Annotated in this window: 21 protein-coding genes and 1 pseudogene; 11 read left to right on the top strand and 11 right to left on the bottom strand. The window is 68.0% G+C overall.

What is annotated here, in order from left to right:
* Window positions 1–18: 18 nt before the first annotated feature.
* A complete protein-coding gene (locus J3R73_RS22450; RefSeq protein ID WP_307432276.1) occupies window positions 19–1,050 on the bottom strand; it encodes an extensin-like domain-containing protein in 1,032 nt (343 codons plus the stop codon).
* Between the two features lie 155 nt (window positions 1,051–1,205).
* On the opposite strand from J3R73_RS22450, the gene J3R73_RS22445 reads away from it, so the two are divergent.
* Window positions 1,206–1,814 (top strand): nucleotidyltransferase family protein, encoded by a 609-nt coding sequence (locus J3R73_RS22445; RefSeq protein WP_307432274.1) that lies wholly within the window; start codon window positions 1,206–1,208, stop codon window positions 1,812–1,814.
* Window positions 1,815–2,170: 356 nt separating this feature from the next.
* The gene (locus J3R73_RS22440) at window positions 2,171–3,346 is read left to right on the top strand and encodes a fumarylacetoacetate hydrolase family protein (RefSeq protein ID WP_307432271.1); all 1,176 of its coding nucleotides are present in this window, start codon (window positions 2,171–2,173) and stop codon (window positions 3,344–3,346) included.
* Between the two features lie 159 nt (window positions 3,347–3,505).
* Here the strand turns inward: J3R73_RS22440 and J3R73_RS22435 are convergent, their stop codons facing one another.
* Window positions 3,506–4,411 (bottom strand): metallophosphoesterase family protein, encoded by a 906-nt coding sequence (locus J3R73_RS22435; RefSeq protein WP_307432267.1) that lies wholly within the window; start codon window positions 4,409–4,411, stop codon window positions 3,506–3,508.
* 553 nt (window positions 4,412–4,964) lie between these two features.
* Here J3R73_RS22435 and J3R73_RS22430 point away from each other — a divergent pair.
* Window positions 4,965–5,405: an NUDIX domain-containing protein gene (locus J3R73_RS22430; protein ID WP_307437621.1), complete on the top strand. Its 441-nt coding sequence runs from the start codon at window positions 4,965–4,967 to the stop codon at window positions 5,403–5,405.
* A gap of 167 nt (window positions 5,406–5,572) precedes the next feature.
* Entirely contained in the window at window positions 5,573–6,070 is a 498-nt protein-coding gene (locus J3R73_RS22425) for a GNAT family N-acetyltransferase (protein WP_307432264.1), read from the top strand.
* Window positions 6,071–6,111: 41 nt separating this feature from the next.
* Here J3R73_RS22425 and J3R73_RS22420 read toward each other — a convergent pair whose 3' ends face one another.
* The 4 genes from J3R73_RS22420 to J3R73_RS22405 form a co-directional block, all read right to left on the bottom strand.
* The gene (locus J3R73_RS22420; protein WP_307432261.1) at window positions 6,112–7,323 is read right to left on the bottom strand and encodes a CCA tRNA nucleotidyltransferase; all 1,212 of its coding nucleotides are present in this window, start codon (window positions 7,321–7,323) and stop codon (window positions 6,112–6,114) included.
* 2 nt (window positions 7,324–7,325) lie between these two features.
* Window positions 7,326–7,583, bottom strand: coding sequence for a DUF6111 family protein (locus J3R73_RS22415; protein WP_307432258.1), 258 nt, complete (start codon window positions 7,581–7,583; stop codon window positions 7,326–7,328).
* A gap of 274 nt (window positions 7,584–7,857) precedes the next feature.
* On the bottom strand, window positions 7,858–8,526 hold the full coding sequence (locus J3R73_RS22410; RefSeq protein ID WP_307432255.1) for a CoA pyrophosphatase: 669 nt from the start codon (window positions 8,524–8,526) through the stop codon (window positions 7,858–7,860).
* Window positions 8,527–8,529: 3 nt separating this feature from the next.
* Window positions 8,530–9,099 carry a DUF1285 domain-containing protein gene (locus J3R73_RS22405; protein WP_307432252.1) on the bottom strand — a complete coding sequence of 190 codons (570 nt, stop codon included), beginning with the start codon at window positions 9,097–9,099 and terminating at the stop codon, window positions 8,530–8,532.
* A gap of 184 nt (window positions 9,100–9,283) precedes the next feature.
* Between J3R73_RS22405 and J3R73_RS22400 the strand changes: the two genes are divergently transcribed.
* Genes J3R73_RS22400 through J3R73_RS22385 form a run of 4 tightly spaced genes read left to right on the top strand, consistent with a single transcriptional unit; the run spans window position 9,284 to window position 16,096 of the window.
* The gene (locus J3R73_RS22400; RefSeq protein ID WP_307432249.1) at window positions 9,284–10,285 is read left to right on the top strand and encodes an AAA family ATPase; all 1,002 of its coding nucleotides are present in this window, start codon (window positions 9,284–9,286) and stop codon (window positions 10,283–10,285) included.
* A 2-nt stretch (window positions 10,286–10,287) separates the two neighbouring features.
* Complete coding sequence (locus J3R73_RS22395; RefSeq protein ID WP_307432246.1) at window positions 10,288–11,211, top strand: DUF58 domain-containing protein; 924 nt, start codon at window positions 10,288–10,290, stop codon at window positions 11,209–11,211.
* Complete coding sequence (locus J3R73_RS22390) at window positions 11,208–14,024, top strand: DUF4159 domain-containing protein (protein ID WP_307432243.1); 2,817 nt, start codon at window positions 11,208–11,210, stop codon at window positions 14,022–14,024. Before J3R73_RS22395 ends, J3R73_RS22390 begins: the two co-directional genes overlap by 4 nt.
* A complete protein-coding gene (locus tag J3R73_RS22385) occupies window positions 14,024–16,096 on the top strand; it encodes a hypothetical protein (protein WP_307432241.1) in 2,073 nt (690 codons plus the stop codon). Before J3R73_RS22390 ends, J3R73_RS22385 begins: the two co-directional genes overlap by 1 nt.
* 89 nt (window positions 16,097–16,185) lie before the next feature.
* Here the strand turns inward: J3R73_RS22385 and J3R73_RS22380 are convergent, their stop codons facing one another.
* Window positions 16,186–16,743 (bottom strand): NADPH-dependent FMN reductase, encoded by a 558-nt coding sequence (locus tag J3R73_RS22380; RefSeq protein WP_307432238.1) that lies wholly within the window; start codon window positions 16,741–16,743, stop codon window positions 16,186–16,188.
* Window positions 16,744–16,975: 232 nt separating this feature from the next.
* On the opposite strand from J3R73_RS22380, the gene J3R73_RS22375 reads away from it, so the two are divergent.
* On the top strand, window positions 16,976–17,218 hold the full coding sequence (locus J3R73_RS22375; RefSeq protein ID WP_307432234.1) for a hypothetical protein: 243 nt from the start codon (window positions 16,976–16,978) through the stop codon (window positions 17,216–17,218).
* Window positions 17,219–17,339: 121 nt separating this feature from the next.
* On the opposite strand, the gene J3R73_RS22370 is transcribed toward J3R73_RS22375, so the two are convergent.
* The 4 genes from J3R73_RS22370 to J3R73_RS22355 form a co-directional block, all read right to left on the bottom strand.
* On the bottom strand, window positions 17,340–17,900 hold the full coding sequence (locus tag J3R73_RS22370; RefSeq protein ID WP_307432231.1) for a sugar O-acetyltransferase: 561 nt from the start codon (window positions 17,898–17,900) through the stop codon (window positions 17,340–17,342).
* 82 nt (window positions 17,901–17,982) lie between these two features.
* Window positions 17,983–18,606 carry a glutathione S-transferase family protein gene (locus J3R73_RS22365; protein ID WP_307432228.1) on the bottom strand — a complete coding sequence of 208 codons (624 nt, stop codon included), beginning with the start codon at window positions 18,604–18,606 and terminating at the stop codon, window positions 17,983–17,985.
* Window positions 18,607–18,646: 40 nt separating this feature from the next.
* Entirely contained in the window at window positions 18,647–19,579 is a 933-nt protein-coding gene (gene hemF, locus J3R73_RS22360) for an oxygen-dependent coproporphyrinogen oxidase (protein ID WP_307432225.1), read from the bottom strand.
* 31 nt (window positions 19,580–19,610) lie between these two features.
* On the bottom strand, window positions 19,611–20,090 hold the full coding sequence (locus J3R73_RS22355; protein WP_307432222.1) for a tRNA (cytidine(34)-2'-O)-methyltransferase: 480 nt from the start codon (window positions 20,088–20,090) through the stop codon (window positions 19,611–19,613).
* 275 nt (window positions 20,091–20,365) lie between these two features.
* Here J3R73_RS22355 and petA point away from each other — a divergent pair, with 275 nt between their 5' ends.
* The gene (gene petA / locus J3R73_RS22350) at window positions 20,366–20,947 is read left to right on the top strand and encodes a ubiquinol-cytochrome c reductase iron-sulfur subunit (protein ID WP_307432219.1); all 582 of its coding nucleotides are present in this window, start codon (window positions 20,366–20,368) and stop codon (window positions 20,945–20,947) included.
* 10 nt (window positions 20,948–20,957) lie between these two features.
* Window positions 20,958–23,164: pseudogene (locus J3R73_RS22345) on the top strand (cytochrome c1).
* Window positions 23,165–23,226: the final 62 nt, after the last annotated feature.

Raw genomic sequence — 23,226 nt, 5'->3', positions numbered from 1 at the left:
CGGCGGCTCCGGTCTGCCTTATTCGTCATCCTCGCTGCCCATCGGCTCCTGGATCGAGCCGGTGAACTCCGGCTCGGGCTGGGCCATGCCCCGGCGTTGCGCGGTGGCGACCCAGCCGGCGGGCACGCGCGGGCGGCAGATATGGACCAGCCTCGCGGCGCTGTGGCGGGCGAGGTCGAGATGAAGATGGTTCTCGTGCATCCCGTCCGAGGTGCCGGGGCCGAGCACGGTGGTGAATCTACGGCAGCCGCCATAGGCGATATCGCGCCAGAAGGCCTGCTCCTGCGGCGATCCACGCCATCCGCTGACGATCCGGGTCTCCCGCCCGTCGGCCAGCTTGAAGCCCTTGACGTCGACGGCGTTGGCGAAAGCGTGCTCCGACATGCGCCCGACGCTGCGATTGTCGCGGCGGCGGCACGAATAGCTTCCAAAAGTGGTCATCTCGACGATGGGCGAGCCGAAATTGACGAGGGCGGCCGGCTGAACGTCCTGCGCCAGCCATTGGGTGAGCGCCGGGATCATCGAGCAGGACAGGACGAGGCTGCGGTCGAGCGAGACGGAGAACGGCCCGCCATCCGCCACTTGCACGGCGCCGGGCAGGGGCTGTGCCGGGGCCGGCGAATAGGGCAGGGCGGTCGGGGCATCGCCCAGCGCGCCGGTCTGATCGGTCGGGACGGCGGCCGGCGGCAGCAGGCCCGGCTGGGCGGTCGCAGGCGGCGAATAGGGCGTGGGCATCGGGGCATAGGCCGGTGCGGGCGCCTGTCGGGAGGGCTGCTGTGGTCGCAGCGACGCGTAGGACGGACCGGAAGCACCGCCCGTGTCGAGGGCCGAGACGCGGAAGGGATGGTCGACGCCGCACACCCCCGGCCCCTCGATCGACCGGGTGATGCGGATGCCGGCGCTTTCATGGACCTCGCCCGATGCCAGGCACTGCGCCTCGACCTGGGCGCGCCAGGGCTCGCGCTCCTCCAGATCGAAGAGCGAGCCGCAACCGGCGAGGCTTCCGAGACCGATGCCCAGAACGAGGGGATACGCAACGCGACGCAACATGGTTCAAGTCTAGGCGCGATCTTCGAACGAAGCGTTAACTCGCCAGGAGCCGCTTTCGATCGCCGACGCAAGCGCCGAGTCGCCAAATCAGGAGAAAGCGTGTATTCGCGCTGATGCGCGCCGAGCCCCGTCGCCCATTCAGCGGACGTTGCGCCATGTCGGACGATGAATTGCCTTTGGCAAACTATGTGGCGGTGGTTCTGGCCGGCGGCGAAGCGCGCCGCATGGGCCGCAACAAGCTTCTCATGGAGATCTCGGCACGCCCGATGATCCGCCACGTCGTCGAGACCGTTCGCGGCGTGGTGGAGCAAGTGATCGTCGTGACCGGCTACCAGAGCGAGCGCATCGCCGAGGCGCTGGCTCGCCTGCCCGTCGATCTGGTGAGGACCGACCCGGCCCTGGGACCGCAGGCGGCGATCGTGGCCGCCTTCGCCCGCGCGGCGGTCCTTCCCGGCTGGAGGGACTGCGAGGGCGTCCTGCTTTGCGTGGGCGACCAGCCGCGCCTGACCGAACGCGAGATCGACGGCCTGATCCAGGCCTATCGGGCGGGCGACCGGCGCCGGGCGCTGGTGCCGATGCGCGGCGCACAGCGCGGCTATCCCGTGATCGTGCCGCCGGACTTCGACGTCGCCGCCGTCGATCTGTCCGCCGCCGACGTCGCCCAGCGCCATCCGGAGCGGATCGCGGTGTTCGCCACCCGCAATCCCGTCTACGATTCGAGCCTGGATACCGCGGAAGACTACCGCGCCTTCTTTGCAATATAGGAATTGCTTTTTTGCCGTCTCGCGGGACTGAATCCGGGGCTCGGGAATGGGAGCCGGCAGATATTTCCCTGGAAGGCCGCACAATGCTGAAAGCTCCGATACAATATTACCTTCATCAATTTTTCCTATGGCTCGTATACGCAGAGTTTATCGGGATATTCGATATCCGTCCGCAACAATGCCGAGCCGGGCCGTCGATTTTTTTATCATTTTGCCTAGTGACAGAAAGGGGCGGAGTTCACGTTTTCCGCATTAGAACTGTGCAGAACTTGCCTGGCTGCCGTTGCGGCGGTATGGCCAGGAGAGTCTGAAGAGCTATCATTCAATGACATTGATTATTAACGACGAGGATCACGATGCCTATTTCTCTCACGCCGGAATCGACTCTGCCTGCTGACGGCGTGGCCGGCACGTTGATCGGTCGGGTCTGGGTCCCCGAACAGGACGGGCCTTCCGTGGTGGTGGCCAAAGGCGATTCGCTGCACGACATCACCGGGAGTTTCGCGACGGTTCGCGATCTGTGCGAAGCGCGCAATCCCGCGCAGGCCGCCAAGGCGGCGCCGTCGACCGAAATCGGGACGATCGCCGAGATCCTCGGCAACACCCCCCTGCTCAGGCGGGACCCGCGCAAACCCTGGCTCCTGGCTCCGATCGATCTGCAGTCGATCAAGGCCGCCGGCGTGACGTTCGTCGTCTCGATGATCGAGCGCGTGATCGAGGAGCGGGCGCGCGGCAATCCGAGCGCTGCGGCCGCCATTCGCGCCGAGATCGTGAAGCTGGTGGGCGACGACCTTGCGCGCCTGCGCCCGGGCTCGGCCGAGGCCGCCAGGCTCAAGGAAGTCATGATCGGGCAGGGTGTCTGGTCGCAATATCTCGAGGTCGGCATCGGCCCCGACGCCGAGATCTTCACCAAGGCCCCGCCCATGGCGGCGGTGGGCACCGGCGCCGACGCCGGGCTGCATCCGGGCTCGACCTGGAACAATCCGGAGCCGGAGGTCGTGCTCGCCGTTTCCTCCACCGGCAAGATCGTCGGGGCGACGCTCGGCAACGACGTCAATCTGCGCGACTTCGAAGGCCGTTCGGCCCTGCTGCTCGCCAAGGCCAAGGACAACAACGCGTCGGCCGCCGTGGGGCCCTTCCTGCGCCTGTTCGATTCCACCTTCTCCCTCGACCATGTCCGGCGCGCTGAGGTCACGCTCGAAGTGCATGGCCCGGAGGGCTACCGGCTGGTCGATACGAGCTCGATCGCCAAGATCAGCCGCGATCCCGGCGATCTGGTGTCGCAGATGATCGGCGCCAACCACCAATATCCCGACGGCGCGGTCCTTTATCTCGGCACCATGTTCGCGCCTGTCGACGACCGCGACGAGGCGGGCAAGGGGTTCACCCACAAGATCGGCGACATCGTGACGGTTTCCTCGCCGGGCCTGGGCGCGCTGACCAACCGCATGGTGCGCAGTTCGGAGGCCGCGCCGTGGACCTATGGCGCCAGCCACCTGATGCGCAACCTCGCCAAGCGCGGGCTGCTCTGAGCCCGTAATCGGGCGGCGGACGGAGACAAGGGTCGATCCCCGATCGACCTCTTCCTTCCCGCCCGCTCGGCCTTTCCGAGTAGGGGGCGATCGGTGGCCGCCCTTCCACCCGAACGTCGCCCGCCGCTCCCGCTCCCGCTCGAAACCTCGGTGGATATCCTACCGCAGTTCCTGCGTGCGCAGCTCTTTCGGAGGGTGGCCGGCGGAGACGAAGCCACGCACGGCGAGGTTGATGCGCCACTCATCCTGCCGCTGGCTGATCGTGAAGAGATTATAGGAGGCCGGCCAGCGCGCGCGCTCCGGAGCGGCCGAAGCGGACGGCGTGCACACGACCGGGATCATGCTCTTCGGCCCGCGGACGCGATGGATGAGCCCCGAATGGATATGCCCGTGCAGGATGAGTTCGGCGCCGGTGCTGCGCAGCACGGCGCTGAGCCTGTCGGCGTCGATCAGCATGGCGGTCGGGCCGGCGTCCTGGCGGCGCACCGGGTGATGCAGCATGACGACGCGGCAATATCCCTCATGGCCGAGATGCTCCAGGATGGGGCCGAGGCGGGAAACCTGCCGCGGCCCGAGCTTGCCGGTGGCCATGAAGGGGCCGGTCGGAATGGCGCTCGACAGCCCGATCAGCGCGACCCTGCCGCGCAGCCTGACATAGGGAAAGCGCTCCTCCTCGTCGAGCGGATGGGCCCCGGCATTGTCGCCCCGCATCCACGGATCGAAGGCCGAAAGCAGCCGCAGGGCGCCGCCCTTCGTATAGGCGTCGTGATTGCCCGGAACCAGCGATACCCGGTCGGGCGGCCCGACCTTTTCGAGAAAGGCACGCGCGGCGGGATATTCGCCGGGCAGTGCCAGGTTGACGACGTCGCCGGTCAGCGCGATGTGATCGGGCGCCTGGGCGTGCAGGTCGCGAAGCAATTGCTCCAGCACGTCCATGCGATGGACGTCGCGGCGGCCGCGGTTCCAATTCAGCCATCCCAGCATGCGCTTGCCGGCAAGTTCCTGCATGTTCGCACGCGGCAGCGGTCCGATGTGCGGATCTGAAAAATGGGCAAGCGTGAACATTCAGGACAATTCAAAATTTCGTGGCGGGCGTCGGCGCAGCGTGGCGGTTCGGAGGGGAGCCTGTCAACGCAAAACGCTGCCGGCGGCCGATGACCGGAGCCGCGCGGCCGATAGGCGCCAGCGCGGCAGGGCTGCCGGCGCCACAGCGGCCGGCGGGCCTCAAGTGTTTTCGACGTAAAAGCTGCAACTTCGAAAGAGTGCTTTGTTCTTCCGCAGTTTTGAAATATCGTCCTGTTTTATTTCTCCACAATCCTGTGGGAATTGACGGTATCGAGTGCAAGAATAGTCTTGCTGCGAATTTACGGCAGCCGGCAAGGCGAAGAAGAGGTGGCGGAGGCCGTGCCGGACTGGGCACGACTTCCGTGGCCGTTGTTGGACTAGGCTTCATCGCGGCGCAGGCGCTTCGGTGCCGACGGCCCGGTCGGCCGGCCCTTCGGCGGGATTTGCGGCCGGTGAACGTTCTTGGCGCTCAAGCCACGGAAGAGAAGCGATCGACGGGTTCACGATGTCAATGTCCACGGTAACGAAGGGCCAGCGCGTCGGCCGATTCGCGATGCCCCTAGTCATGGCGCTGTCCCGTTTCACGCGCGGCATGACGCTCGGGGTGAGGGCCGCGGTCCTCGACGAGGAGGACAGGGTCTTCCTGGTCAGGCACACTTACGTGCCGGGCTGGTACCTGCCCGGCGGCGGGGTTTCGCCGGGGGAGACGATCGAGCAGGCGCTCGCCCGCGAATTGGCGGAGGAAGGGCATCTGCGCCTCGAGGCGCCGGCCTCACTGCTCGGCGTCTATCACAACAGAGACGTCAGCCGGCGCGATCACGTCGCCTTCTTCGTGGTGCGCCGCTTCGCCCAGGAGCGCCCGCGGCTGCCGGACCTGGAAATAGCGCAAGCCGGCTTCTTCCCGCTGGCCGCCCTTCCGGAAGACACGACGGATGCGACGCGCCGCCGCCTCGACGAGGTGGCCGGTCGGCGCACGGCCGACGGCGTCTGGTAGAGACCTTCCAAAATCCGGTTGTGCCGCCCGGCGTTTTCCTGTACCCGCCCGGTCATGCTGACAGCGAGCTTCCAGTTGCGACGACGAAAGGCGGTCTTTCTCCGCGCCCTTCCGTATGCCTGAACGGCTTTGCCGACAGGCGCTCCAACCGCTTGCCGGACGCAGCCATGCCTGAAATTGCCATCGACCTGACCGCCGAGACGCCCGAAGACGGCCCGGCCATCGAGAAACTGCACGAGCGCGCCTTCGGGCCGGGCCGCTTCGCCCGCACCGCCTTTCGCCTGCGCGAGGGTGTGGCTGCCTGTGCCGATCTTTCCTTCGTCGCCCGCATCGGTTCGATGATCGTCGGCTCCGTCCGGCTCACGCCCATGCATATCGGCCAGCATCCGGCGCTTCTGCTCGGCCCGCTGACCGTGGAGCCCGCCTTCCGCTCCCGCGGCATCGGCATGGCCCTCCTGCAGGCCAGCCTGGCGGCCGCTGCCAGGAAGGGCCATCGCCTGGTCCTGCTGGTCGGCGACGAGCCCTATTACGGCCGCATCGGCTTCAAGCGCATCCCGCCCGGCCGGATCGTCCTGCCCGGGCCGGTGGATCCCATGCGCTTCCTCGTCAGGGAACTGGCCGACGGTGCCTTCGACGGCGTCGAGGGCACGGCCCGCGGCGGCTGAGGCGTGCGAGGGCGGCGCGGACCGCCGATCCGCCGCGCATGCTATTCGGTCACGGCGGCGGCTTCGGCGAGGATGGTCCGGCGGATGGCGCCGTCCGACGGAAAGCCGAGATCGATCCACCGGCGCTCGGCGCAGGCGAGGATGCGGCCGACGCGTGGCCCGGCCTCGATGCCGAGACCGGCGACATCGCCGCCCCCGAAGGGATTCCTGGGTATCGTCCAGCTGGCCGCCAGCGTCAGGCAGGGGCCGAAATCCTGGTCCGGCGCATGGGCATAGGCGGCCAGCACGCCGTCCTCGAAATCGGCCCGTCCCAGGCGGTAGAGATATTCGCGCGCCCGCGCCGGGTCGGGCGGCCGCCGCAGGCTCTCGACCAGCAGCGCCATGCCGGCAAAGCGCCGCGCCTCCGCATTCGACAGGCGCAGCAGCGCGGAGAGGCGGGCGGCGTCGGCGCGGGTGAAGAGCGAGAGGACGGCGAGCCGGCGCACCGGGTCCGGAGGGATGCCGAAAGCGGCCTCGAGGCCGACGAGGCGGCGGAACGAAGGCACCCGGGCGATGCCGCCGAGGACGATCAGCAGGAAGCCGGCACCGTCGATTTCCGCCAGCACGTCGCCGGCGCGCGCCGCCGGCATCAGCTTCAGCAGCTCCGCCCGGATGCGCTCGGCCGAAAGCCTCCGCAGGCCGTCGCGGGCCCGGATGGCGGCCGTGAAGCCCTCCGGGTCGATCGGGCCGCTGCCATAGCGGGCATGGAAGCGGAACAGGCGCAGGATGCGCAGGTAATCCTCGGCGATGCGCCGGTCGGCGTCGCCGATGAAGCGGACGCGCCGCGCCGCGATGTCCTCCAGGCCGCCCGTATAATCATGCAGCACGCCGTCGCGCGACAGCGAGAGCGCGTTGATGGTGAAATCCCGGCGGAAGGCATCGGCCCGGAAATCGCGGCCGAAGCGCACCACCGCATGGCGGCCGTCGGTCTCCACGTCCTCGCGCAGGGTCGTCACCTCGAAGGGGTGGCCTTCCACCACCACCGTCACCGTGCCGTGGGCGATGCCGGTGGGGACCACCTTCCAGCCGGCGGCGCGCGCGCGCGCCATCACCGTTTCCGGCAGGGCCGTGGTGGCGATGTCCCACTCGTGGACGTCCTCGTCCAGCAGCGCATTGCGCACGGCGCCGCCGACGACGCGCGCCTCCTCGCCGTCATCGTCCAACCTTGCGAGCAGCGCCGCCAGCGCCGGCATCCGCAGCCAGGCAAACCGCATGTTCATTCGGGCTGGACCAGCTTGCCGTTTTCCATATGGGCGGGGACATAGGCGCTGCCGGCCGGCACGCCGCCGAAATGGGCGAAGAGCGCGAGCCCGACGCCCACGCAGACGACGCCGAGGGCGAGCAGGCCGAGCAGGGGCGCCCTCTCCCAGCCCTGCAGGCTGAAGCCGTTGCGCCTCCGCGCGTGCAGATAGAGCGCATAGGCGAGGAAGGGCAGGAGAAACAGCACGAACTCGTAGAAGAACGGGCGCAGCATGGTTTTTCGCCACAGAGGGAGGCCGGATCGGTAGACGAGACCAGGAAGCGCCCGGATCCATGAACGGGCGCCGTGCCATCTTAGAGAAAACCGCGCTTCCATCGAATCGGAAATTTTTCTCTAACCTATTGTCTCAACACATTTTCTTGATCGAAAAGTCGACCGGCCTTTCTGGAAAATGCTCAAGTCGAAACCCGTGCTTCCAGAAGCGGCAGGCCTCGCCCATCCCACCGGAAAGGACCGCAGGCAGCCACGGCCCGGTAGGCGGACCGGCCTAGCCATACACCGTCTCGTAGAGAACGCGCACGATCCCGGCCGTGACGCCCCAGATATAATAGCCCTGCCAGGGCATGGCGTAATAGCGTCGCATGGCGCCGCGCCATTCCCGGCTTTCCGCCACGTGATTGGCCTGGTCCATCAGGAAGGACAGCGGACATTCGAAGATGCCCGACACTTCCGCCGGATTGAGGTGCAGTTTCATCGATGCGTCGGCGAGCGCCACTACGGGCGCGATGCGGTAGCCGGAATTGCTGAGATAGAGGTCGAGATAGCCGATCGGCTGCACGAGATGGCGCGCCAGGCCGATTTCCTCCTCCGCTTCGCGCAAGGCTGCGTCGAGCGGCCCGGTATCGGCGGGATCGATCCGTCCGCCCGGAAAGGAGATCTGCCCGGAATGGTTGCGCAGCGCGCTCGATCGCTGCGTGAACAGCACGGTCGGGCCTTCCGCGCGATCGACGATGGCGATCAGCACGGCGGCCGGCTTGGCGGGTGCGCCCGAACGCTCCTGCAGGAGGCCGGGCGAAAGCCGGTGGTCGCCGTGCTGCGGCACCTGGTCGAGGTCGTGAAGGTCGTCCGGCGGGGCGGCGGCGAGCCGCGAGGCGGCCCGTTCGAGAAAGGCCGTCAGCTCGGGATGGGGCGAGGCGGTGGGGGCAGGCGAGTACATCGGCTACGACAGGGCCCCGATCTCGGCGGCGGGCGCCATCGCGAAGAAGCATCCGCCGGAGGCGACCCCGAACATGTCGATGCCGCCGACGGCGCGGACCTCGCCGAGATCGGCAAGGTCGTAGAACAGGGCGCGGCTGAGGCGGGCCCACAATCCCGCCCGCACATGGACATAGGGCTTCAGCCCGTCCGAGGCGCCGGTCTCGAAACGCATGGGATGATCGGGCCCGGCCGTGGTCCAGTCGTCGACATTGGTGCGGAAGGAGAGCGAACGCGCGCCGTCCTCGCCCTCGACGCGCATTTCGACGGCGACGAAAGGCGCGTCGTCGACCTGGATGCCGACCCGTTCCACCGGCGTGACCAGCACGTAGCGATCCTCGTCCCGCCGCAGGATGGAGGCGAACAGCTTGACGAGCTCGACGCGGCCGATGGGGCTCTTCATGTAGTGCCACGACCCGTCGGCGGCGATGCGCATGTCGATATCGCCGCAAAAGGGCGGATTCCACAGGTGAACCGGCCGCATTCCCGCCTGCTTGGCACCCTTCGTCAGACCGGCCAGGTCGCTTGCGGCCATCGCTCGCCTTTGCTCCGTTGCTGTTCCCTGCCGCTGCACCACACGGGCAATTGTTCCGCCGGCAAGGAGGCGGGCGCGAAATCGGCACGGAATCTCTCGCTCCTGCCTTAGTTGGTCTCTAATATCCTGTCATGCAAGATAACCGCGCTGGTTCCCGCTTGGGGGAACCGCCTATGAGCGAGGCATGATGACCGCCGAAACTGCGACCAATCTCGAAGAGGCCGTCATCCGATCGGCGGAACACACGGTAGAATTGATTGGGAAGGCGAGGGAAGCCGTCCATTCGGTCATTTTCGGCCAGAACGCCGTGGTCGACAGTGCGCTGATCACCCTTTTGTCCGGCGGCCACGGCCTTCTGGTCGGGGTTCCCGGGCTCGCCAAGACCAAGCTGGTCGAGACGCTGGGCATCGTGCTGGGCCTCGACGCCAAGCGCGTGCAGTTCACTCCCGATCTGATGCCCTCCGACATTCTCGGCACCGAAGTGCTGGAAGAGACCGGCACCGGCCAGCGCTCCTTCCGCTTCGTGCGCGGCCCGGTCTTCGCGCAATTGCTGATGGCCGACGAGATCAACCGCGCCTCGCCGCGCACCCAGTCGGCGCTGTTGCAGGCGATGCAGGAATATCACGTCACCATCGCCGGCGAGCGGCAGGACCTGCCCAAGCCGTTCCACGTGCTGGCGACGCAGAACCCCCTCGAGCAGGAGGGGACCTATCCGCTTCCCGAGGCGCAGCTCGACCGCTTCCTGATGCAGATCGACGTCCCCTATCCCGATCGGGAGGACGAGCGGCGCATCCTCCTCTTCACCACCGGCATCGACGAGGCGCCGGCGAAGCCGGCGATGACGGTCGACGAGCTGCTCGGCGCCCAGCGGCTGGTGCGCCGGCTGCCGGTCGGCGAATCGGTCGTCGAAGCCATCCTCGATCTCGTCCGCTCGGCGCGGCCCGGCGAGCGGGCGGAACTTGCTGGCAAGATCGCCTGGGGGCCGGGGCCGCGCGCCAGCCAGGCCCTGATGCTGGCGGTAAGGGCGAGGGCGCTGCTCGACGGCCGCTTCGCGCCGTCCATCGACGACGTCGCCGCGCTCGCCGAACCGGTGCTGAAACACCGCATGGCCCTGAGCTTCTCCGCGCGGGCCGACGGCGAGACGATCGAGGACCTGATCGGGCGCCTCGCGCGCAAGCTGGGTTGACGATGGCGACGGGCACCGGGGCCGTCTCGACGCGGCTGGTGGCGAACGGGGCGGCGGGCTCCGCCCGCCTCCAGCAGGCGGCGCTGGACCTCGCACAGGCCATGCCGCGGCTCGCGCTGGAGGCCAGGCAGGTCGCCAGCACCGCCATGCATGGCCTGCACGGGCGGCGGCGCGCCGGGCAGGGGGAGAATTTCTGGCAGTTCCGCCATTTCGTCTCCGGCGAAGCGGCTGACAGCGTCGACTGGCGCCGCTCCGCCCGGGGCGACAGCCTCTATGTGCGGGAGCATGAATGGGATGCGGCGCACACGCTGTGGCTGTGGGTGGACCGCTCGCCCTCCATGGCGCTCGTCTCCAGCCTCGCGCAGGCCTCGAAGATCGAGCGCGCGCTCGTCCTGTGCTTCGCCCTGGCGGAGCTGCTGGTGCGCGGCGGCGAACGGGTGGGCCTGATCGGCCTGGTCCGCCCGTCCGCGCAGCGGGCGATCGTCGAGAAGCTCGCGCTCGCTCTGCTGGCGAGCGAGCCGGCTGCCACCGGCCTGCCGGAGCGTCAGGCCCTGTCGCCGCGCAGCGAAGCGGTGCTGATCGGCGATTTCCTCGGCGATCCCGGCGAACTGGCGGCGACGCTCGCCGCCGTGTCCAGCCGGCACGCGCGCGGCCACCTCCTGATGATCGCCGATCCCGTCGAGGAAACCTTTCCCTTCGCCGGCCGCGCCGAACTCATCGATCCCGAGAACGGCACGAAATTCCTGGCGGGCCGCGCCCAGGACCTGAAGGCGGCCTATGAGAGCCGGCTCGCCGGCCATCGCGAGGCGGTGCGGGACGCCGCGCGCCGCCATGGCTGGAGCGTCACGCTGCACCGGACCGACAGGCCGGCCTCGCAGGCGATCCTCGCTTTGCATCCCCTTCTCCGCCAGGATGCACGCGCATGATCGCATCGCTGGCCTTCACCGCACCCTGGATGCTGGCGGCGCTCGCGGCGCTGCCGCTGCTCTGGCTCCTGCTGCGCCTCATCCCGCCGCGTCCGCAGCGATTCGATTTTCCGCCGCTGCGGCTGCTGCTCGACCTCGCGCCCCGCCGCCGCACGGCGGCGCGCGCGCCCTGGTGGCTGGTGCTGCTGCGCCTCCTGCTCGCCGCCGCGGTGATCGGCATGCTGGCGGGCCCGGTCCTGCGTCCGTCGGGTGAGGCGGCCCAGCGCGGCGGTCCGCTGCTGCTGCTCGTCGACAATGGCTGGGCGGCCGGGCCGCAATGGTCGCTGCGCAAGGACATCCTCGCCGCCGCCCTCGACAATGCGGCGCAGGCGGGCCGGCCGGTGGCGCTGGCGGCGCTGGCCGATCCCGTGGCCGACCTGTCGCTCAGCCGCCCCGAGGCGCTGCGCGAGCGCGTCTCCGCGCTCCAGCCCGAGCCCTGGCAGGCCGACAGGGGCGCCTTCGCCGGCGCCGTCGCCGCTTTCCTCAAGGCCGAACCCGGCGCCGAGATCGCCTGGTTTTCGGACGGGCTCGCGGGGCCGGGAGACGGCCCCTTCCTCGCCTTGCTCGCCGCCGCCGCCGCCCGGGAGCGGCCGGTGGCGATCTATCGGGATCCGGCGCATAGCGCGCTGGCCCTGGCCGGAGCGAACAACGCCCCCGACGGCATCGATGTCCGCGTGCTCAGGGCCGGTGACGGCGGGCCGGCGGCCGGCACCGTCCGTGCCCTCGACCTGAGGGGCCTGCCGATCGGCCATGCGGCCTTCGCCTTCGCCGCCGGCAAGGGCGAGACCTCGGCCCATTTCGACCTGCCCGTCGACCTGCGCAACGACATCGCACGGCTGGAGATCGTCGGCGAGAGCTCGGCGGGCGCCGTGCAGTTGCTCGACCGCAACTGGCGCCGACGCGTCGTCGGCGTGGTTTCGGGGCAGGACAAGGATGTCAGCCAGCCGCTGCTGTCGATGAATTATTTCCTCTCGCGCGCCCTCCAGCCCTTCGCCGATGTCAGGCTCGCCGAGGGAACCTCGCCCGGCGAGGCGATCGACCGCTTCCTCGACCAGAAGCTGCCCATGCTGATCCTCGCCGATGTCGGCAATCTCGGCGAGGCCGAGGACAAGCTGGCGGGCTGGATCGAGGGGGGCGGCATTCTCGTCCGCTTCGCCGGATCGCGCCTCGCGGCCGCCGACGACAGGCTGCTGCCGGTCAAGCTGCGGGACGGGGAGCGCACCCTGGGCGGGGCCCTGTCCTGGGAGAAGCCGCAGAAGCTCGGCAGCTTCGCCGAGAACAGTCCCTTTGCGGGCCTTGCTGTGCCCGACGACGTGAGCGTCACCCGCCAATTGCTGGCGGAGCCCGACATCGATCTTCCCGGCAAGACCTGGGCGACCCTCGCCGACGGAACCCCGCTGGTGACGGCCGAAAAGCGCGGCAAGGGCATGATCGTGCTGTTCCACGTCACGGCCGATACCACCTGGTCCAACCTCGCGCTGTCCGGCACCTTCGTCGAGATGCTGCGCCGGATCGTCGGCCTCGCCAATGCGGCGCCGCCGGCCGGCAGCGACGGGCCGGGCGCCGAGGGGCAGGCGCAGGCGACCGGCGAGGCGTCGCCGGTCTTTGTCGCGCCGAGCCGCACCCTCGATGGCTTCGGCGCCTTTTCGAGCCCGCCGGCCACGGCGCAGCCCGTCCGCGCCGACCGCCCCGGTACCGGCCGGCCGGACCATCCTCCCGGCTTCTACGGCCCGCCCGACGGGCTGATCGCCGTCAATGCCCTGGCCCCCAACGCCACGCTGAAGCCGCTCGATCTGGCGGGCGTCGGGGCGCAGTTGCAGCCCTATGCCCGGACGAGCCCCATCGTGATCGGTCCGATGCTGCTCGTCCTCGCCCTCGCGCTGCTGATGATCGATGCGCTCGCCGTGTTCGCCATGGCCGGCGGCTGGGCGAGGCTGCGCCGGCCGGGCGGCGGGGCCGCAGGGGCTGGCACCGCGGCCGCGCTCGCGCTGGTGCTGGCCTTCGCCGCTCCCCACCGGGCCGAAGCCCAGGCACGGCCGTTCGACTCGGCCCTGAAGACCCATCTCGCCTATATCGTCACCGGCGACAAGGAAACCGACGATGTCAGCCTCGCCGGGCTCAAGGGATTGTCGGCCTATATCGCCGAACGGACCGCCCTGGAGCCGGGAGCGCCGGTCGGGCTCGATCCCGCCCGTGACGAACTCGCCTTCTACGCCCTGATCTATTGGCCGGTCGTGCCCGACCTTCCGCCCCCGCCACCCGCGGCGATGGCCCGCATCGATGCCTTCATGAAGTCCGGCGGCACCATCATCTTCGACACGCGCGACGCGGTGCAGCAGGACGCCGGACAGAGCACGACGCCTGCCGGCGAAGCCCTCAAGCGGCTTTTGTCGAGCCTCGACATTCCCGAACTGGAGCCGGTGCCGCCCAAGCACGTCCTGACCAAGACGTTCTACCTCCTGGACAAATTCCCGGGCCGCTACGACAACGGCGAAACCTGGGTGCAGGCCACGCCGCAGACGCCGGAGGATAGCGACAGGCTGGTGCTCGGCGGGGACGGCGTGTCGCCGATCATCATCACCTCGAACGACCTCGCCGGCGCCTGGGCGGTCGGTCCCGACATGAATCCGATCTTTCCGGTCTCTTCCGGCAGCGAGCGCCAGAGGGAACTCGCCTATCGGGCGGGCGTCAACATGGTGATGTACGCGCTGACGGGCAACTACAAGGCCGACCAGGTCCATGTGCAGGACCTGCTCGAAAGGCTGGGGCGCTGATGGCCGATTTCTCGCTGCAATTCGCGCCTCTGCTGCCCTGGGCCGCGCTGGCCGCCGCCACCGTTCTCGCCGCGGCGGTCGCTCTGGCCGGCGTGCTCGGACGCGTCCGCGGCGCCTGGCTGCGGGTCCTGGCGCTCGGGCTTTTCGTCCTTGCCCTGTTCGGACCCGTCCTGTCGCGCGAGGACCGAAGCTTCTTGCCGAGCGTCGTCGCCCTGATCGTCGACCGTTCGGCTTCGCAGGGGCTGGCCGACCGCACGCAGCAGACGGACGCCGCCCGCGATGCGCTCGCCCGGCAGATCAAGGCCCTCGGCAATACCGAGCTCCGCGTGGTCGAGGCGGGCGCCGACAGCTCCGGTGCCGACGGCACGCAACTCTTCGGAGCCCTCTCCAGCGCCCTGTCCGACGTTCCGCCGGACCGGGTGGGCGGCGCGATCCTGCTCACCGACGGCATCGTCCACGACGTGCCAGCCAAGGCCGCCGAACTCGGCTTCAAGGCGCCGGTCCACGCCCTCATCACCGGCCGGCCGGACGAAAGGGACCGCCAGATCGACCTCGTCGAGGCGCCGCGCTTCGGGCTCGTCAAGCACGCCACCACTATCCGCTTCCGCGTCATCGACCACGGTCCCGGCATGCCGTCGACCTCGACCGTCGTCCTGCGGCGGGACGGGGAGGAGATCGCGCGCACGGAGGTGCCGGTCGGCCAGCTTTCCTCCATCGACGTGCCGATCGACCATCCGGGCGTCAACATCGTCGAGCTCGATGCCGAAGCCGTGCCGGGGGAGCTGTCGCAGGTCAACAACCGGGCCGTGCTGCAGGTCGAGGGCATTCGCGAGAAGATGCGCGTGCTGCTCATCTCCGGCGAGCCGAACGCCGGGGAGCGCACATGGCGCAACCTCCTGAAGGCGGACGCCAATGTCGACCTCGTGCATTTCACCATCCTGCGGCCGCCGCAGAAGGGGGACGGCACGCCGATCAATGAATTGTCGCTGATCCAGTTTCCGACCCACCGCCTGTTCGACGAGGAGATCAACGGCTTCGACCTGATCATCTTCGACCGCTATGCGCAGGAGGGCCTGCTGCCGCCGGCCTATTTCGACAACATGACCGAGTTCGTGCGCAATGGCGGCGCCATCCTGCTGGCGTCCGGCGCCGACTATGCCTCCGACAACAGCCTGTGGGGAACCGGGCTCGCCGACATCCTGCCGGCGGCGCCCACCGGCAACGTGATCTACCAGCCTTTCCGGCCGCAGATCACCGATCTCGGGCGGCGCCATCCGGTGACGCGCGACCTGCCCGGCGGCAACAGCAACCCGCCGGCCTGGGGCGAGTGGTTCACCACCGTGGAGACGACGCTTCGCGGCGGCACCGCCGTGATGTCGGGCGCCCATGGCGCGCCGCTGCTGGTGCTGGCGCATCAGGACAAGGGCCGCGTGGCGCTGCTGCTGTCCGACCATGCCTGGCTCTGGGCCCGCGGCTATGAAGGCGGGGGGCCGCATGTCGACCTGCTGCGCCGCCTGTCGCATTGGCTGATGAAGGAGCCCGACCTCGACGAGGAGGCGCTGCGGGCGCATGCGCAGGGCCGGGACCTGACCATCGAACGCCAGACCATGGCCGACAAGGCGCAGCCCGTCGAGCTGACCGGGCCGAACGGCGAGAAGGCGCGTCTCGTCCTGAAGCAGGAAAAGCCGGGCCTGTGGACCGGGACCTATGCTACCGGCGCGATGGGGCTGTGGCATGCCGGCGACGGCACGCTGCAGGCCATCGCCAATGTCGGCCCCGCCAATCCCCGCGAGTTCCGTGACCTGATTTCGACCGATGCCAGGCTGAAGGGGCTGGCGGCGCAGACCGGCGGAACGGTGCGGCGCCTCGCCTCGGGAACGGGACTGTCGATTCCGGTGGTGCGCGCGATCGATGACGCCGCCTCCTATGGCGGCGACGACTGGATCGGGCTCAAGCGCAGCGAGGCTTCCGTCGTACGCGGCATCTCGACCATCCCGATCTTCGCCGGCCTGATCGGTCTCGCGCTGCTGCTCGGCAGCCTCGCCATGCTCTGGACCCGGGAGGGGCGGTAGTCCCCCCTCGGGGCGTTCCCGGACGGTCGATCGGGTGATCGACCGTCCGTCGTCTCCCCCGCGGCATCGGCGCTATCCGGCCGGTTCGCTCACCCCCAGGGCTTGTGGACCCAGGTGGCGAAGGCCTTGCCGAAATTGGTGAGATAGTCGCGCGTGCCTTCGCTGGTCACCTCGCCTTCCTCGTCGACGAGCTGGGCGGAATTGCCGAGATACATTTCCGGCTGGCCGAGCGTGGGCATGTTGAGGAAGCTGAGGCATTGGCGCAGATGATGGTTGGAGCCGAAGCCGCCGACCGCGCCGATCGAGGTCGAGATCACTGCAGCGGGCTTGCCGATGAGGACGCCCTGGCCATAGGGGCGCGAGCCCACGTCGACGGCGTTCTTGAGCACGCCGGGGATGGAGCGGTTGTATTCCGGCGTCACGAACAGGATCGCGTCGCAGGCCTTGACCGCGTCGCGGAAGGAAACCCAGTCGGCCGGCGGCGTCGCTTCGAGATCCTGGTTGAAGAAGGACAGGCCGCCGAGTTCGATGATGGTGAAGGACAGGCTTTCCGGGGCGAGGGCGATCGCGGCATTCGCGACCCTGCGGCTGAAGGAGCCCTTGCGCAGGCTGCCGATGAGGACGCCGACTTTCTTGACGGAAGACATGCAGATACTCCCTTGAGCGATCTTGGCGACGCCGCGTCGGCGTTCGATGAGGCCGACGAGCGGCTGGGACCATGAGAGCACGGCCAGCGCGGCATGCCAACCGGTCCGCGGCCTTTTTGCCGCCGCCGGACGGGACCGGTATGATTCGACTCTTGCCGCGCCGCACCCTATTCTGGGACCTCGGAGACGGGATCGACCTTTCTTCCGATGGAGCCCAACCGGGGATAGCAGAATGCGCAGCGACGAGGTCCGGCCTGGGGCGCTCGCAAAGCGACATGCGGAACGGCGCGGAAACCTCTCCGCGGGCTTCCGGCGCGAGAGCTTCACCCTGCCGCGCGAGGAAGCGCGGGCCAAGGCGCGCGACGTGTTTTCACGCTACCCCAAGGCCGCCTACATGACCGAGATCGAATATTGGGAAGAACTGCCGGACGGGCGCATCTTCGTGACGATGCGCCATTTGCCGACGGCCGACTGATCTTGTCCGATTTGTTGTTTTGACGCATTTCTTCATCGACGGGGCCATGGTCAGGCCGGCAGAGGCCGGCCGATGACCTGTCGCCAGCCGAGGCTTGTTCAAACCCCGCGCGCCTCTTCCGTCAGTCGTCGCCGATCGGGCGAATGAACCGTGCCGGATTTCCTCCGACGAGGCTATTGGGGGGAACGTCCTTGGTGACGACCGAACCCGCGGCGACGACCGCGTTCTCGCCGACCGTCACGCCGCCGATGATCGTCGCGCCGGTTGCGATCCACACGTTTTTCCCGATCGCAATGGGCTTTCCGATCGTGGCGGCGCGTCGCTGCGACGGCTCGAGGGGATGGCCCGTCGTGATGAGGCTCACATTCGGCCCGATCATCACATCGTCCGCGATGTCGAGGCCGCCGAGGTCGTAGAAAGTGCAGTTCTGATTGATGAAGACGTTACGACCGACGCGGATCTCGTTCCCGCCGGCGGTGTAAAATGGAGGAATCAGCAAAAAGCTCTCGTCCACCGTCTTGCCGATGAGCTCGCTGAACAAGGCCCGAATTTCGTCGGCGTCGTCGAACGTCAGACGGTTGAGGGCGGCGGTGATCGCCATCGCTCGTTTGACGTTCGCCAGCATGGCCGCGGATTCCGGCGTCCGGCTGCGGATGATCCTGGTGCGATCGTCTTTCGGCATCGGCTGTTTTCCTTGCGCTGCGGTCGGGCGTGCGACGTGCCGATAGCCCCGCGCGGGGCCCCCGCCAGTGCCCTGCTGCCGGTCACGGCAGGCCGTTCCGACCATGCGCCAGGAAGGCCGGGCGTTCGCTGAGACGCTGGTAGTAGGCGATCACGGCCGGATAATGCGGCCGTTCCAGCGGCGTCATCAGCCAGCGGTTGACGGACAGGCCGAGCACGACATCCGCAAGCGTGAAGGTGTCGCCGGCTGCGAAGGCGCCGGTGGCGGCGAGCTGCCTGTCGAGAATGCCGATCTTGCCGTTCCATTCCCGCGTGCCGGCCTCGACCAGGGCCGGGTCGCCATAGGCGGGGTCGCGGCGCACGATGGCGTTGAACGCGTAGCGCCAGGCGACATTGAGCTCGCTCGCCTGCCAGTCCATCCATTGCTCGACGCGCGCCCGCCGGGCGGGCGCCGAGGGCAGGAGGTCCGCCCGGCCATATTCGCCGGCAAGATAGCGGCAGATGGTGTTGGATTCCCACAGGACGCCGTTGTCGTCCTCGATCACCGGCACCTGCCCGTTGGGATTCAGCGCGAGGAACGCCGGCGCATGCGTGGAGGCATAGCCGCTGCCCCAATCCTCGCGCCGATAGCGCAGGCCGATTTCATCGCAGGTCCACAGCACCTTGCGGACATTGATCGAGGACGCCTTTCCCAGGATTCTCAGCATCGGCCTTCCTTCGGCTGCGGCCTTCGGCAGGCCACGCAGCCTACGGCCATTTCACCACGGGCGGCATCGAGGAAAGGATCGAATCGACATTGCCGCCCGTCTTCAGCCCGAACAGCGTGCCACGGTCGTAGAGGAGATTGAACTCGACATAGCGACCCCGCCGCACGAGCTGCTCGTCGCGATCCGCCTCGCTCCAGGGCGTGGCGAAGTTGCGGGCGACGATCGCCGGATAGATCGCCAGGAAGGCTTCGCCGACATCGCGGGTGAAGGCGAAATCCGCCTCCCAGTCGCCGCTGGCGAGCCCGTCATAGAAGATGCCGCCGATGCCGCGCGGCTCGTTGCGGTGCTTGAGGAAGAAATAGTCGTCGCACCACGCCTTGTAGCGATCGTAGTCGGCGACGGCATGGGGCTGGCAGGCCCGGTGCATGGCGGCGTGGAAGGCGATGCTATCGGGATCGTCCTGCAGGCGGCGGCGGTCGAGGACCGGGGTGAGGTCGGCGCCGCCGCCGAACCACGCCTTGGTGGTGACGACGAAGCGGGTGTTCATGTGCACGGTCGGCACATTCGGGTTCCAGGGATGGGCGATCAGCGAGATGCCGGACGCCAGGAAGCGCGGATCCTCCGCGGCGCCCGGAATCTGCCCGCGGAACTCCGGCGGGAATTCCCCATGCACGGTCGAGCAGTGCACGCCGACCTTTTCGAACACACGGCCCTTCATGATCGCCATCACGCCGCCGCCGCCCGGGGCGCCGGTGTGGTCCGTGCGCTGCCAGGGTGTGCGCACGAAGCGGCCGGGGGCGATGCCGGCCGGCGGCATGCCCGCGGGCAACTGATCTTCCAGGGTCTCGAAGGCGAGGCAGATCCGGTCGCGCAGGGCTTCGAACCAGGCTCGCGCCGCCGCCTTGCCGGCATCGATGCGCGGGGATGTCTCGAGGGGGAATGTCTCGGTGGGGGATGTCTGCAGCGTTGTCATGATGCTTCCATAGACGTTTGGCGAGGATGCGTCAGCCCGATGAGGCAAGCGCGGCGAAGCCGCCGGTCTGCCGCAATGCTTCGCCCACTACCATGGCCGCCGCCATCGCGACGTTGAGCGAGCGCAAGGCGGGGCGCATCGGCACGAGGATACGCGCGTCCGCCGCCTCGTGCACGGCGTCCGGCACGCCCGCCGATTCCCGGCCGACGAGGAGGACGTCGTCCGGCTGGAAGGTGAAGGCGACATGGGGAATGGCGGCCCGCGTCGTCAGCAGCACCAGCCGGTGGCCGGCGCCCGACCGCCATCTTTCGAACGCCGCGAAGGACGCGTGGCGCTGGATCTCGACACGATCGAGATAGTCCATGCCGGCGCGGCGGAAGGCGCGGTCCGACACCGGAAAGTTCGCGGGCTCGATGATCGCGGCATCGACGCCCAGACAGGCGCAGAGCCGCAGCATCGTGCCGGTATTCTGGGGAATGTCGGGCTGGTAGAGGGCGAGGCGCAGGGGCATTGTCACCTTTTGGAGCGAGGGGAGCCCGTCGGCGGGGACGCCGGGCGGGGGGCGGGGCGATCATCATTCATGGGGACGGACGGCGAAGTCATGCGACATAGCGCCGTTTGCCGTTGCACGATCTAGACAACTTCGCAACAGAGTGGCATGAGCGCCTTGATGTGGTCTGCCCCAGTTTCGCCGCGATCCTGGATGGCTGCCATTTTGGCAAGAGTTCGGATGTGCGAGGCAGAGGCCGAAGCGCCTCCGTCATCCCGGCAACAGGCCGGGATGCGATGTATGAGAAGGATCGATCCGTGGCAGCTACGAACGAACACGCCGCAGAACCCACTCGTCGCGACTTCATCTACATTGCCACCGGCGCTGTCGGTGCGGTGGGTGTCGCCGGCGCCATCTGGCCTTTCATCGACCAGATGGAGCCCGACAAGGCGACGATCGCTGCCGGTGTTCCGGTCGAGGTCGATCTGACGCCGATTCCCGAAGGCCAGTCGATCAAGGTGTTCTGGCGCGGCAAGCCGATTTTCGTGCGCCACCGCACGAAGCAGGAGATCGCGGCGGCCGACAATGTCGACATATCGAGCCTGCGCGACCCGCAGTCGGACGCCGATCGCGTCAAGAAGGGTGACGAGCAGTGGCTGATCGTGATCGGCATCTGCACGCATCTGGGCTGCATTCCGCTCGTCAATGAAGGCCCGTATCATGGCTGGTTCTGCCCTTGCCACGGCTCGGTCTACGATACGTCGGGCCGTATCCGGCAGGGGCCCGCGCCGCTGAACCTGGCGGTGCCGCCCTACAGTTTCGAGGGTCAGTCCAAGATCATCATCGGCGCCGACTCTGGCTCGAACGCAAAAGCTTAAGGTTACATTCATGAGCGGATCCTCGACCTGGACCCCGAAGAGCGCCCTTGGGCGGTGGTTCGAAAGCCGCCTGCCGATCGGCGGCCTCGTCCATTCATCCTTCATCGCCTATCCGACGCCGCGTAACCTGAACTATATGTGGACGTTCGGCGCCATCCTCTCCTTCATGCTTGGGGCGCAGATCCTCACCGGCGTGGTGCTGGCGATGCATTACGTGCCGGATTCCAAGCTCGCCTTCACCTCGGTCGACCTGATTCGCCGTGACGTGAACTGGGGCTGGCTGATCCAGAAGCTGCACGCCAACGGCGCCTCGATGTTCTTCATCGCGGTTTATCTCCACATTGCGCGCGGCATCTATTACGGCTCCTACAAGGGCCCGCGCGAGGTGCTGTGGCTCCTCGGCGTGATCATCTTCCTGCTGATGATGGCGACGGGCTTCATGGGCTATGTGCTGCCCTGGGGCCAGATGTCCGGCTGGGGCGCCACCGTGATCACCAGCCTGTTCTCGGCCATTCCGGTGGTGGGCGACACCATCGTCACCTGGCTGTGGGGCGGCTATGCGGTCGGCAGCCCGACCCTCAACCGCTTCTTCTCGCTGCATTACCTGCTGCCGTTCATGATCGCCGGCGTCGTGGTGCTGCATATCTGGGCTTTGCATGTGGTCGGCCAGAACAACCCCACCGGCGTCGACATCAAGTCGCCGAAGGATTCGGTCGCCTTCACGCCCTATGCGACGCTGAAGGACGCCACGGGCATCGCCTTCTTCCTGCTTCTCTATATGTATTTCGTGTTCTACATCCCCGACTATCTGGGCGATCCCGAGAACTACAACACCTTCAATCCGGCCCAGACGCCCGCCGAGATCGTGCCGGAATGGTACTTCCTGCCCTTCTACGCCATCCTGCGCTCGATCCCGAACAAGCTGCTCGGCGTCATCATGATGTTCGGCGCCATCGCCATGCTGGCGCTGATGCCCTGGCTCGACACCTCCAAGGTGCGCTCGGCCGTGTACCGCCCGGTCTTCAAATGGGTCTTCTTCATCTTCGTGGCCGTGTGCCTCGGCCTCGGCTGGGTCGGCTCGCAGCCGCCGGAGGGCATGCTGCTGGTGGCCGGACGCGTGCTGACCTTCTTCTACTTCGCCTTCTTCATCATCGCGCTGCCGCTCCTGGGGCTGTTCGAGGAGACGAAGCCTGTGCCCGCCTCGATAGCGGATGCGATCCTGGCAAAATCGGGCAGCGGCGACGCCGTGCCGGCAAGCAACGCTTGAGGGTGGAACCGGAAATGACCCTTATGTCCAAGCCTTCCATCCGCCCGCTCTCCTCGCGCATCGCCCGCTTCGGCCTGGCGCTCGCCGCGGCGGTGGCCGTCGCCGGCTTCGCCCTGCCGGCCGCGGCCCAGGAAGCGATACCGGCCCTGAAGCCGGCGCGCGAAAGCTGGAGCTTTGCCGGCCCCTTCGGCCATTACGACCGCGAGCAGCTGCAGCGCGGCTTCAAGGTCTACAAGGAAGTCTGCTCGGCCTGCCACAGCCTGCACCGTGTGGCTTTCCGCAACCTGTCGGAGCCCGGCGGGCCGGAATTCACCGAGGGGCAGGTCAAGGCGCTGGCGGCGACCTATACGATCGCCGACTTCGACGACAAGGGACAGCCCGTCGACCGGCCGGGTCGCGCGGCCGACTATTTCCCGCTGGTGTTCCCGAACGACGACGCCGCCCGCGCCGCCAATCACGGCGCGGTGCCGCCGGACATGTCGCTGCTCGCCAAGGCGCGCGGCACCAAGTCGGGCTTTCCCTGGTTCATCTCCGACGTCGTGACCCAATATCAGGAGCAGGGGCCGGACTATATCCACGCCCTCATCACCTATGGCTATCTCGGCAAGGACGAGAAGGTGCCGGAGGTGGAGTCGCCCGATCCGAACGATCCGACCAAGACGATCAAGGAGCCCTTCAAGGTTCCGGACGGCCTGAACTACAACAAGGTGTTCCCGGCCCATTCGATCGCCATGGCCAAGCCGCTGCAGGACGGCCAGGTCGAATATACCGACGGGGCGCCGCAGACCGTCGACCAATATACCAGGGACGCCGCGGCCTTCCTGAACTGGGCGGCGGATCCTTCGCTCGAGGAGCGCAAGCGCACCGGTTTCAAGGTGCTGATCTTCCTGATCGTGCTGTCCGGCCTGCTCTATTACACCAAGAAGAAGGTCTGGGCCGAGGCGCACTGAGCCTCGCGCGCCCGAACATATCGACCGCAGAACGGCCGGAGACCATCGTCTCCGGCCGTTCG

This window comes from Labrys monachus (genome assembly GCF_030814655.1).
GTDB classification, from domain to species: domain Bacteria; phylum Pseudomonadota; class Alphaproteobacteria; order Rhizobiales; family Labraceae; genus Labrys; species Labrys monacha.
Note: the sequence above shows the minus strand (reverse complement) of the source record. Positions and strands in the feature narration are given on the sequence as shown.